The 11,475-nt window shown below is 64.0% G+C and carries 11 protein-coding genes and 1 pseudogene; 4 read left to right on the top strand and 8 right to left on the bottom strand.

The genetic code is table 11. The features are described 5' to 3' along the window. Positions 1-1,208: IS256 family transposase (locus tag G552_RS0111980; RefSeq protein ID WP_084640437.1), on the top strand; the 1,208-nt coding region annotated here is incomplete at its 5' end. Positions 1,209-1,280: 72 nt separating this feature from the next. Here the strand turns inward: G552_RS0111980 and paaD are convergent. Genes paaD through paaA form a run of 4 tightly spaced genes read right to left on the bottom strand, consistent with a single transcriptional unit; the run spans position 1,281 to position 4,052 of the window. Continuing rightward, entirely contained in the window at positions 1,281-1,763 is a 483-nt protein-coding gene (paaD, locus tag G552_RS0111975) for a 1,2-phenylacetyl-CoA epoxidase subunit PaaD (RefSeq protein WP_027883252.1), read from the bottom strand. Position 1,764: 1 nt separating this feature from the next. Next, on the bottom strand, positions 1,765-2,523 hold the full coding sequence (gene paaC, locus G552_RS0111970; RefSeq protein ID WP_027883251.1) for a 1,2-phenylacetyl-CoA epoxidase subunit PaaC: 759 nt from the start codon (positions 2,521-2,523) through the stop codon (positions 1,765-1,767). After that, complete coding sequence (locus tag G552_RS0111965) at positions 2,520-3,068, bottom strand: phenylacetic acid degradation protein (RefSeq protein WP_027883250.1); 549 nt, start codon at positions 3,066-3,068, stop codon at positions 2,520-2,522. Before G552_RS0111965 ends, paaC begins: the two co-directional genes overlap by 4 nt. Before the next feature lie 12 nt (positions 3,069-3,080). Beyond that, positions 3,081-4,052, bottom strand: coding sequence for a 1,2-phenylacetyl-CoA epoxidase subunit PaaA (gene paaA / locus G552_RS0111960; RefSeq protein ID WP_027883249.1), 972 nt, complete (start codon positions 4,050-4,052; stop codon positions 3,081-3,083). Positions 4,053-4,866: 814 nt separating this feature from the next. On the opposite strand from paaA, the gene G552_RS0111950 reads away from it, so the two are divergent. Then, positions 4,867-6,654 carry a helix-turn-helix domain-containing protein gene (locus tag G552_RS0111950; RefSeq protein WP_245575195.1) on the top strand — a complete coding sequence of 596 codons (1,788 nt, stop codon included), beginning with the start codon at positions 4,867-4,869 and terminating at the stop codon, positions 6,652-6,654. A gap of 98 nt (positions 6,655-6,752) precedes the next feature. Here the strand turns inward: G552_RS0111950 and G552_RS0111945 are convergent, their stop codons facing one another. The 4 genes from G552_RS0111945 to G552_RS0111930 all read right to left on the bottom strand — a co-directional run bounded on the left by G552_RS0111945 (position 6,753) and on the right by G552_RS0111930 (position 9,645). After that, positions 6,753-7,991 (bottom strand): YeeE/YedE family protein, encoded by a 1,239-nt coding sequence (locus G552_RS0111945; RefSeq protein WP_027883248.1) that lies wholly within the window; start codon positions 7,989-7,991, stop codon positions 6,753-6,755. Positions 7,992-8,127: 136 nt separating this feature from the next. Next, complete coding sequence (locus tag G552_RS0111940) at positions 8,128-8,388, bottom strand: glutaredoxin family protein (protein WP_027883247.1); 261 nt, start codon at positions 8,386-8,388, stop codon at positions 8,128-8,130. Positions 8,389-8,446: 58 nt separating this feature from the next. Then, the gene (locus tag G552_RS0111935) at positions 8,447-9,355 is read right to left on the bottom strand and encodes an ROK family protein (RefSeq protein WP_027883246.1); all 909 of its coding nucleotides are present in this window, start codon (positions 9,353-9,355) and stop codon (positions 8,447-8,449) included. Further along, positions 9,352-9,645, bottom strand: coding sequence for a hypothetical protein (locus G552_RS0111930; protein ID WP_245575194.1), 294 nt, complete (start codon positions 9,643-9,645; stop codon positions 9,352-9,354). The genes G552_RS0111935 and G552_RS0111930 overlap by 4 nt, the downstream gene beginning before the upstream one ends. Before the next feature lie 88 nt (positions 9,646-9,733). Here G552_RS0111930 and G552_RS0111925 point away from each other — a divergent pair, with 88 nt between their 5' ends. Both G552_RS0111925 and G552_RS16360 read left to right on the top strand, forming a co-directional pair. Next, positions 9,734-11,221, top strand: a complete 1,488-nt coding sequence (locus G552_RS0111925; RefSeq protein WP_027883244.1) for a YifB family Mg chelatase-like AAA ATPase — start codon at positions 9,734-9,736, stop codon at positions 11,219-11,221. Between the two features lie 89 nt (positions 11,222-11,310). Beyond that, a pseudogene (locus tag G552_RS16360) lies at positions 11,311-11,475 on the top strand (IS701 family transposase); the annotation flags it as partial.

The raw sequence follows: 11,475 nt of genomic DNA, 5'->3' as shown, positions 1-11,475 counted from the left end.
GTTCGTCATCTCCCACCTGGGAGACGTTGCGGGATTGGCTGAGGGGGAAGATCCGGGAGTTGATGCAGGGGCTGCTGGAGGAGGAAGTGACGGAATTTCTGGGCCGTGCCCGGTATGAGAGGCGGGCGGCCGTCGATGCGTGCGGTTACCGCAACGGCTACGGCAAGCCGCGGAAGCTGACTACCTCCATGGGCACCATCGAGGTGCGGCGGCCCCGGGTCCGGGGGGTGGAGGAGCGGTTCGAGAGCCGGATTCTCCCCCTTTTTGTGCGGCGCACGCAGGAGGTGTCAGCGCTTTTGCCGGAGCTATACCTGCATGGGCTGGCGGAAGGGGATTTTGACCTGGCCCTGCGGGGTCTTTTGGGGGAGGAGGCGCCTGTTTCGGCCTCCACCGTGGCGCGCCTGAAGACGAAGTGGCAAGCGGAGTGGGAGGCGTGGCGCCAGCAGCCCCTGGACGGGCTGGAAGTCGTCTATCTCTGGGTGGACGGCATTTACGTCAAGGCGGGCTTGGAGCGCGAGCGGGCGGCGCTCTTGGTGGCCATCGCCGCCTTGTCGGATGGCCGCAAGGTGGTGGTGGCGGTCGTACCCGGGTACCGGGAGTCGGTGGAGAGCTGGTCGGAAGTGCTGCGGGACCTGCGGGAGCGTGGGATGAACGCGCCGCGGCTGGTGATCGGGGACGGGCACCTGGGGATCTGGGGGGCACTGCGCAACGTGTGGCCGGAGGCCGACGAGCAGCGTTGCTGGAACCACAAGGTCCTCAATGTGCTGGAGCAGTTGCCGCGCCACCAGCAGGCCGTGGCCAAGCCCATGCTGGGGGCCATCGCCTACGCGCCGACCCGGGCGGAGGCGGAACGGAAGGGCAAGGAGTTCGAGGCCTGGTGTCACCGGCACGGCTACGGCAAGGCGGCGCAGACGCTGGGGCGGGACTGGGAGCGGATGGTGACCTTCTACCGGTACCCCAAGGAGCACTGGCGCCACCTGCGGACCACGAACGTGATCGAATCGCCCTTCGCCGCACTGCGGCTGCGGACGGATGCGGCCAAGCGGTTCAAGAAGGTGGAACGGGCCACGGCAGTGATCTGGAAGATGCTGATGGTGGCCCAAAAGAGGTTCCGGCGGTTGAATGCCCCGGAGTTGCTGGCCAAGGTCCACGCCGGGGTGCGCTACGAGGACGGCATCGAGGTCACCCAGGAGGAGGTCGCTGCCTGAGCAGGTTTACACACCTATTGACGGAACCTCCCTGGCGGAACCGGGGCTAGGGATATTTGACCCGCCTTGCCGCTAGAGGGCCTTGAAGCGTTCGAAAGGTTCCTGGCAGGCGTTGCAGACGTATATGGCCTTGCACAAGGTAGGGCCAAAGGCGTTTTTGAGGCTGGTGTTGAGCGAGCCGCAGTGGGGGCAGGGGGTGGGGGCGGCCTCGAGCGGAACCCCGCTGGCCGGCCCCGGGGGGGCAATACCGTACTGGCGCAGGCGCTCTTTGGCCTCGGGGGTAATCCAGTCGGTGGTCCAGGGTGGCGAGAGCACGGTCTCTACCACTACCTCTTCGAAGCCCAGGGCACGGGCGGTTGCTTCGAGCTGGGCCCGGATCAGGTGCAGCGCCGGACAGCCAGAAAAGGTAGGGGTCATGCGGATGGTGGCCTTGCGGCCCTCCACCACCACTTCCCGCACGATGCCCATCTCCACTACACCTACCACCGGAATCTCGGGGTCGGGAATCCGGGCTAAGGCATCCCAGAGCTCTTGGCTGGTGGGCAGGGCGGTCATCTTACCAAACCTGGGCCTGGGGGTCCCAACGGGCGGTGGACTGCATCTCGGCCAGGAGGCTCCACAGGTGCTCGGTGTGGTGGCTGCGGTCGGCAGGCTGGTAGCCGGGGTTGATGGGGAGCTTGAGGCCGGATTGTTGTAGGCGCTGGGTAGCGTACTCGAGCCAGCGGGCCTTCACCGTTTCTAGATCGGGCAGTAGGCCCTCGGCCACTAGCAGGGCCTCGCCTGGGATGGGCACAAAAAGCTGCTGGGCATAGCCCCATTGAAAGTCTAGGGCCTCTTGCAGGCGGCGGTGGGATTCCTCGGTGCCCAGGCCCAGCCGCTCCACCCAGGCCCGGGAGTGCTGCAAGTGGAAGCGCTCCTCCCGCAGGATTTTGCCCGCAGCCTGGGCCAAGGGGGGGTAGAGGCTGCGCTGGGCAGCCTCGAGCCACAGGCTTTCGTAAAGGTCAAAAAGGAACTGCCGCAGCATGGTAAAGGCCCAGTCACCCCGAGGCAGCTCGAGCAGCTCGGCGTTGCGAAACTCGCTGGCTTCGCGGAAAAAGACCAGCCGGTCGGGGTCCGCGCCATCCAGGGCTTGACGTAGGCCGTACCAGATTTGGGCGTGGCCTAGCTCGTCCTGGGTCAGGTTGGCCAGGGCGATATCCTCTTCCAAAATGGGGGCGTGCCCCACCCACTCGCTGTTGCGCTGGGCCAGGATCACCTCGTCGTCGGCCAGCGCGGTCAGCTTGGCGATCAGGGCTTCCTTGACCTCAGGCTTCATCGCTTCGCTCCTTTGTGCTTGCTGACGTGCGAACCCACTGTGGCGTAGTACTGCTGCTGCTTGTAGGTCTTGTCCTTGGCTGGCTCAAACCAGCTCTCGATGGCTTCACGGCTGGGGTCGCTTTTAACCACCTGCAGGGCAGGCACCAGCCACCAGGCCAAAGCCTCGGCATCGGTGAAACGGGATTGGGCCTCTTTCAAAGCCTCGGCGGGGCCAGCCGCGCTGACCTCGCCCACGTAGTCCACGAAGGTCATGGAGCGTTTGTGCGAGGTTTTGCGGAAAACGTAGTAGAGGGTGGGCTTGGTGGTTGGAGGGGTTTCAGGAAAAGGTACCGTGCCTGCCTCGAGCTGCTCCTTGGTGACCGAAAACACCGCCTCTGCCGGCACCACCCAGAGGCTTACCGCTTGGGGCCGGCGGGCGAAGACGTGGCGGGCCGTGAGCAGGGCGTGTTCCGGGTCGGCGGCGTGCACCGAGCCCACCGCCTGATGGGGTTTGCTGGGGGTGTCCTGTTTGAAGACTTCCCAGCGGGGCCATTGGGTGTCCATAGGGGCCTCTTCTTAGACCGCCACAGCGGCTTTTTGCTGTTTAGCAGCGTAAGCCTCGAGGGCCTCGCGCACCCAAGCACCTTCCTGGTGGGCCTTCCGGCGGGCGGCCAGGCGCTCTTTGTTCATGGGGCCGTTGCCGTTCACCACCTGCCAGAACTCGTCCCAGTGGATGGGCCCGTGCAGCCAGTTGCCGCTTTGCGGATCGTAGCGCAGTTGGGGGTCGGGAATGCTCAGACCAGCCTCGAGGATTTCTGGGGCATGCTCGTTGATGAACTCCTGGCGCACCTGGTCGTTCGTTTTGGTCTTGATACCCCAGCGCATGAGCAGCGGGGTATGGGGGGAGTCCTGGTCGTGTGGCCCCATCATCATTAACGCCGGCCACCACCAGCGGTTGATGGCGTCCTGGGCCATCTGGCGCTGCTTAGGGCTTCCTTTGGCGTAAAGCAACACCATCTCCTTGCCCTGCTTGTGGTGGAAGGTCTCCTCGGCGCAGATGCGCACCATGGCCCGGCTATAGGGGCCATAGGAGCACTGGGCCAGCATGGTCTGGTTCTTGATGGCTGCCCCGTCCACCAGCCAGCCGATGGTGCCGATGTCAGCCCAGGTCAGGGTAGGGTAGTTGAAGATAGAGGAGTATTTGGCCTTACCCGAGAGCAGGGCCTCGAGCATGGCCTCCCGGGTGATGCCCAGGGTCTCGGCCGCGTGGTAGAGGTACTGCCCGTGGCCGGCCTCGTCCTGCACCTTGGCGATGAGGATCATCTTGCGCTTGAGGGTGGGGGCCCGGGTGATCCAGGCGCCTTCCGGCAGCATCCCCACCACTTCGGAGTGGGCGTGCTGCGAGATCATGCGAATGAGCTGGCGGCGGTATTCCTCAGGCATCCAGTCGCCAGGCTCGATCTTTTCGCCGCGGGCAATGCGGGCCTCGAACTCGGCCAGCCGCTTGGGGTAGTCGGGGTCGGTGGGTACGCCGTACTTTCCTGCCATCCTGCCTCCCGTGGACCTAACTAACGCTCGTTAGGTAGAAGTTAAAACACAGTTTAGCTCGAGCTTGGGTAAAATTTCAAACTGCACCAGGGAGCCCCAGGCTTTTATATGCAGTATGAACAAGCCAGAAGGAGCGAGAGGCATACCCAGCCCAATACCGTACTTGATGGGAGTACCCGACGTGCGAGCCCCTAACCGTAGGTATGACTGGTGAATGCGGTTCATGCTGGTGCTGATGGGTTTGGGGAGTGGTTGAACGAAGTGGATCGAAGATCAACGGGACTGGCTGCTGCGGATGGGATTTGGTCGAGGAAAAACAGGCCGGGCCCTGCCCGCTCAGGCCACCCTTTACCGCTTTAGGTGGGCTCTGGAGAAAGAAGCAAAAGCGGCCCTACGCAACCCGCTCCTGGGCTTCCTTCACCAACTCAGCCGACCCGTCCTTTGCAGCTTCTCCGTCCAACCTATGCCCCTGTTTCGCTGGCTCAATGTAAAAGCCTGCTGGTTGTGCATTTGACCAAGCCTCTTGCACATTCCGTGCTACCCTGCAAAAACGAAGGAGTTCACGCTTGAGAAGGAAAGATAACGTCCAACAAACCAGACGGGATAGCTCGAGCGGTTCAAGCCAGGCTCCTGCGGAAACCGCCCTGGCGGTATATCCTCAAGGCTCTTATCCCAAAAGGCATTTGACCGGAGGGTATTTTGGCGGGGGCTTGGGTGGCTGGCTCGAGGTGGGCTGTCCAGTGGGTTTGCAAGGAGTGCGTGCATGAATCGAGTAGGAGGACCAATCCAACTTAAATTATGGGGGCCGGCCCGGTTGGAGTACCAGGGCCGCGAGCTTAAGCTCCAGCGTAAGGGGCTGGCCATTCTGTACTACCTGGCTTTGGAAGGGGGGACCCGCCGCGAGGTGCTGGCCGATCTGCTCTGGGGGCACAGTGCGGCCTCGCAAAACCTGCGGGTCGAGCTGCACCGCTTGAGCCAGGCCCTGGCTCCCTTGGGTTATACCCTGTTTAAGCCGGGAGAGGACCCCTTGCAGCTGCCCCCCTTCATCACCCTGGATCGCACCCCCGGGCCGGGCGCCCCGATGGAGGGGCTAGAGGAGCTTTCGGTGGAGTTTCGGGCCTGGCTCGAGGGCCAGCGCTCGCAACTTATGGCCAATAGCTCTGGTACCGTGGGGCGTGAGCGATTGGTGCAGGAAGTGGCCTCGCAGCTAACCCTACCCGCGGTGCTAATTCTGATGGGCCGTCCCGGCTCGGGGCGCACGGCCTTTGCCCAGGCCCTGGCCAAAACGTTGGGTATGCCCTTTCTAGAAGGCCCTCGCGGAGGGGGCAGGGCGCTGCACTATCTGCGCCCACCCTACACCGACGTCTCGCTGGAGCGCATCCTCACTGACCGCGATGGGCTTTGGGTGGTCGAGCGTTCCTCCTATGGCGAGGACCCCAAACTGATTCTGGAGCTGCGCAGCCACTATCCTGCCGAGCGCACCCGCTACATTACCCTGCCCCCCTTGTCGTGGGCCGAGGCCCGCGCTACCTTGCTGGCCAACCTGCCCTTTACCCAGGCGGCGCGGTTGTATCTGGCTTCTGGAGGCTCGCCCGGTCACCTGCGGGAACTCCTGGCTGTACCTTACAACGGCAGCGAGGTACCCCTGCCCCAGCGGGTGCGGGCCCAGGTGCAGCTCGAGGCCCGGATGCTCTCGCTCGAGGCCCGGCTGGCTTTGGAGCGGCTCTCGGTACACCCTGGCCCTTATAGCCAGGGTCTGCTGGACGCGCTGGAGGCTACGCCTTATCTGGACGAGCTCGAGCGGCGGGGCTGGCTGGTCTACACTGGGCAGTGGCAGTTCTCCGACGATGCTAGCCGCCGGGTTTTGTACCTGGGATTGCAGCCCGGTCGCCGCCAGCAGTACCACCGGCAGGCTGCTTTGCAGTGTGCCATGGAAGAGCAGCGCATGGCCGAGGCCTACCACCGCCTGATGGCAGGCGACACCGCCGACTGGGGAACCTTCGTCAATACCCTGACCGGCTGGATCCGCTACGGCCTGAAGGCCTGGCTGGGTATGCATGAACCCCTGCCTACCGGGCCTAGCACCAGCGAGCTGGCCCGGGGTAGCGAGCTGGCCCTTCTGGAGGAGGCTCGCTTTGGGCCGGGCTTTGAGGTGGAAGGGCGGCATGTGCGCTGGATTCGCGCCCCTTCCCAGGCCACCACGTCGGGCATTATCTGGGCTAGCCACGAGGAGCCCTCGTTGTTGCACCTCCAGGGCTATGCCTACGTAGAAAACCCCTTGGGGGTGGGTATCTCGGGCCGGGCTGCGCCTTTGATGTTAGAAATTCAGGAGCCCCGCGAGGCCCGGGCGATCTTCCTCTCTGGGGTAAAAGCTGGAGCCCTCGCCGATAACGCGTTGTTGCTGCCCTTGCAGGAAGAGATGGACCTCTGGTTCCGTGTGCCCGCAGGGGCTAGCATCCGCCTCACCAGCAGCGCCGAGAGCGCCCTGATTGACCTCGAGGTAACCTCCTACCGCATCGCTCCATCCAGCTTAGCCTCTTCTTTGCCGAAGGTAGAGGTACTGGAATTTTTTCGTAGTGCGGTAGAAGCCGCGAAAAAATGACCAAAGCCAAGGCCCCCCTGGCTGTCCCGGAAAGGGGCCATAAACCCCTAGGCCGCCCCACACACAGGGCAGCCTAGTTCGAGCGTGGAGCGAAGCCTTTAGCAGAAGCTATCGGTAGGCTTGGGGTTGGATAGGGCAAACCAGGGCCTGAGCCATAGCCCTACCCAGGTGCCCAGCAGGGCCATACCCAGCCAGACCCAGCCGTGCAGACTGAAGGAGGCCACCCCGCCGATGTAGGCCCCGATGTTGCAGCCGTAGGCCAGGCGGGCCCCATACCCCATCAGTAGTCCCCCCAGTACCGCAGCCAGAACAACCCGCCAGCCCACCCGAGGGTTTTGGCCGAAGGCCCCCGCCAGCGCGGCGCTGATCAGGGCTCCCAGCAGGATACCCAGGTTGGTTAGGGCGGTAGGGTGGCCCAGGGGGGAGAGGGCCAGGGGCGACTGTCCGTTCCAGAAGCCCCAGAAAGCGGGCTCGGCCAGCCCCAGGGCCTCCACGGCCTGGGAGCCCCAGAGGGTCAGGCCGTAGGTAACCCCCCAGGGCCGCCCGCTCACGTATAGCACAGCGGCATTCAGCACCGCCAGCACCAGTGCCGCCACCCACAGTGGCCAGGTTCCCCGTAGCAGCCGGGCCCAGCCCTGGGCTCCTTTAGGTTGCTTGGGGGGTGGGGGCTGCCGTTTGCGCATCACCCATTCGGCCAACAGGGCCAGACCCCCCACCAAAAGCAGGGTCAGGGCCAGGGCACCCCCCAGGCCGAAGTGCGCCACCAGCGAGACGGGGGGCAGGGTACCAGCGGCCCCGGGCCCGTTGGTCCAGAACTCGAGGTTCCAGGCCCCCACCACCGACCCCGCGATAAAGCTGACCAGGGCTACTAAACCCAGCAGACTACCGCTGCCGCTAGCGTAGAGGGTGCCGGAGGCGCACCCTCCGGCGAGCTGCATCCCCACCCCAAACAAAAAGGCCCCTAGCAGAAGGCCTGGGCCGATGGGGGCCAGGTAGCCCGCAAGGTTTTGACCGCCCAGCCCCTGGCCCAGGGCAAAGAGCAGGGCGAACAGGGTAGCCGTGCAGCCCAGTAACAGCATATGGGCCTGCAAAGCCCGCCCCTGCCCCACGCTGAGCAGCTGGCGGAAGGCCGAGGCAAAGCCAAAGCGAGCGTGAAAGAGGGTGAAGCCCAGCCCCACCCCCAGCAGCACCAATAGCCCCTGAACCGAGGGTAGCTTGAGCAAAAGCCAGCCCAGCCCCAGCAGGCCTAAGGCCACCAGGGGGTACTGCGGACGCACCTCGGGCCGGGCCGGGCTAGGGATGGATACGGCTTTGACCGGTTTGCGCAGTAGTGACATGCTTCCTCCCAGACTGCAAAGGCCGCTGCAAAAGCAGCGGTAGGGTTAGGCTAGCACAACTTACAAGATTTGTAAACTTACAAAATAAATCAACTTATTGGGGGAGTACACGGCCCCTTTTGTGTTGGATGAAGCCCTAGGCCTGCTGGGGCAGTAGCCCCACCTCCAGGAGCCAGGCTTTGAGCCTGCCCAAGGAAAACCGGCTCATGGAGACCGCGTGTGGGCCGTATACGAGGGTGGGCACGCTCTGTTTGCCCTTGTTGATCTTTACCACTAGTTCAGCCGCAGCGGGGTTCTGCTCGATATTGATTTCCTGGTAAGGGAGGCCCAAAGCGCGCAGGGCTTGCTTGGCGGCGTGGCAGTCGGGGCACCAGGAGGTGGTGTACATAGTAATCATGACCAGCCAGGAGTGTACGCAAATGCCGCGGGGGATTTTGTGTTTTTGGCAACGCTGACTAGGCCTCACCAACCTCGAGGGCTGCGGTGAGGGCTGCCCCCAGAAGCCCTGCCTCGCCGCCTAGTTTGGCTGGCCGGATAGGTGGGGCCACCCAGTGTTCCATATAGCGCTGGTAGGTACGCTCGACCTCCTCGAGGTAAGCCGGGCCCGCATTGAGGGCAATACCTCCGCCCAGCACAATTACCTCGGGGTCAAAAGTCTTGGCCAGTGAGGCCAGGGCAATACCGACCCAGCCTGCGGCTTGCAAAACGATACGGGCTGCCCGGGGGTCGCCTTGCTGAAAGAGGGCGAAAAGCTCACGGGTGCCCACCTCGCGCTTAAAAGCCGCTAGGGCCATGCGCTCCATGGCGGGGCCGGTGGCTAGCGCTTCCAGGCAGCCATCCAGCCCACAGCCGCACATAGGGCCGCCGGGTTGCATGGTGATATGCCCAATTTCGCCGCCCTGCCCATGCGCGCCCCGCAGCACCCGGTTGCCCCAGACAAAACCGCCCCCTACCCCGGTGGAAACCGTCATAAACAGAGAGCTTTCTGCCCCTTGGGCGGCACCCAGCTTGTGCTCGGCCAGCGCTGCGGCGTTGGCGTCGTTCTCCACGTACACCTTTAGACCGGTGGCCTGCTCCAACCGATGGACGATGGGAAAATCGTTGAAGTTGGCGATATTGGGGGTGAACTTGATCACCCCCCGCCTAAAGTCCAGCGGCCCTGGGGTACCCAGGCCAATAGCCCTGACCTCGTGGTAGATGCCCGCGGCCTCCATAGCCGCTCGGGCGGCCTGGGCCATGGCCTCAATCACCGCCTGCCCCCCTGCTTCCGGTGTGGGGAGGGTTACCCGGGAGCGAATCGCCCCGTCCCGGAATACCCCCGCCATGATTTTGGTTCCGCCTAGGTCAATTCCCACTACGCTCATGAGGGTTCTCCCTGGTCGCGTGCTGCAATCAAGATGGCCTCCTCGTACAGCGTCTCAGGCACCCAGAGGCTCACATCCCCGGTGTAGGTGCCTAGGTAGGCTTCAGGCAGGCCAAGGTGGGTGAAGGGGGTCTCGAGGTGCACCGGAATCCGGCGCTCTTGCAGGCGGGTTTTGATCCCCTCCGCCACCACCCGAGGTGCGGAAAGGAACAGCACATAGGCGATCTCCCCAATCAGGCGACGGGGGGTGCTGGCCTCTTCTTCCTCACCCATCTTGAAGCGGTCGTTCATTGACCCACAGCATACCAGCCAGCGGGGCTTCGGCGGTCTACATGACCCAAGGTTTGGCCTACCGGGCCGCTAAGCTATAAGGCAGTGTATGCTGGCTCAGATACGAACCTATAGCCTATTTGGCCTCGAGGCCCAGCCTATCACCGTGGAGGTGGATGTTTCCCCGGGAATGCCTTCCTATGCGGTGGTGGGCCTGCCGGACAAGGCGGTGGAGGAGTCGCGGGAGCGGGTGCGGGCCGCCTTGAAAAACACCGGTTTCCCCTACCCTCAGGGCCGGGTCATCATCAACCTGGCCCCAGCAGAGCTACGTAAGGAGGGCACCCACTACGACCTGCCCATCGCCCTGGGGCTGCTGGTAGCCCAGGGGGTGCTGCCCCCCCAGGCCCTGCAGGGCTTTGCGGTAGCGGGGGAGTTGGGCCTAGATGGTGAGCTGCGGACGGTGCCAGGGGCGGTCAATATGGCCCTGGGTGCTTTGCAGGAGGGATATAAGCTCCTCATGCCCCAAGTCTCTGCGGCGGAGGCTGCCCTGATTGAGGGTGTGACAGTTTACGGCGCAATGCAGCTGGGGCAACTGGTGGGCTTCTTGCTGGGCCAGGAGCTGTTGCCCCTGGCCCAGCCAAAAGAGGCCGAGGAGAGCTTTCCCATCCTCGACCTCCTCGATGTGAAGGGCCAGGCCAAGCCCAAGCGGGCCCTCGAGATCGCCGCCGCCGGAGGGCACCACCTTTTGCTGACCGGCACGCCCGGTTCGGGCAAGACCATGCTGGCCAAGCGGATGGTGGGGCTGTTGCCTTCCCTTTCACGGGAGGAGGCCCTCGAGGTCACCCGCATTCACTCCGCAGCAGGACGGCTGGTGCAGGGCCTCATCCGGATGCCTCCCTTTCGCAGCCCCCACCATACCGTTTCCGATGTGGGCTTGATCGGTGGGGGCTCGATCCCCAAGCCGGGCGAAATTTCCCTGGCCCATCGGGGTATTCTTTTTCTCGACGAGTTCCCCGAGTTTTCCCGCGAAGCTTTAGAGGTGTTGCGCCAGCCTTTGGAAGACGGGGTGGTGACCATTGCCCGGGCTAGGGCCAGCTTCACCTACCCCGCCCGCTTCTTGCTGATTGCCGCCATGAATCCCTGCCCCTGCGGCTGGCACGGCGACCCGGAAAGACCCTGTAGCTGCACCCCCAGCCAGCGCACCCGGTACGTGGGCCGCATCAGCGGCCCCCTGCTCGACCGCTTCGACCTGGTGGTGGAAGTCCCCCGACTCACCCCCGCCGAACTCGCCCGCGCCCCGGAAGGGGAGTCTACCGCCGCAGTGCGAGAACGGGTGCTGACAGCAAGGGAAAGGATGAAGGCCCGCCAGGGGAAGCTCAATAGCGAACTCTTCGGCAGGGCGCTGCGCCAGCACACGGTGCTTTCCCCCTCTTCCGAGGCCCTCTTGCAAGCCGCCACCAAACGCTTAGCCCTCACCGCAAGGAGCTACGACCGCATCCTCCGGGTGGCCCGCACCATCGCCGACCTCGCAGGGGCCGAGAACATCCAGGAGGCCCACCTGGCGGAGGCGCTCACCTACCGGCAGAGCCAGCTCTAATGCACCACCCCTATAGCCCAAGCTTTTATACCGGATAGGAGTTACGCAGTTGCAGTTGACTGGACATTCTTCTGTGTGCTAGGAGGAGAGTGCTTAGCCAAGCTTCTCCAAAGGGGGTGATGCCCATGAACCCACCGAAGTGCGATGACCTGGACTACATCCACTTTCTCATCGCCGCTCAGCGGGTCTTCACCTGTACCGAGGCCGCTCGCTGTAGTCCAAAGGAGAAGAGCCCTCCCGCCCATGATGCCTTT

It is taken from the genome of Meiothermus rufus DSM 22234 (assembly GCF_000423425.1).
GTDB classification, from domain to species: domain Bacteria; phylum Deinococcota; class Deinococci; order Deinococcales; family Thermaceae; genus Meiothermus; species Meiothermus rufus.
The sequence above is the reverse complement of the archived record's forward strand: the minus strand, read 5'-3'. Positions and strand labels throughout refer to the sequence as shown.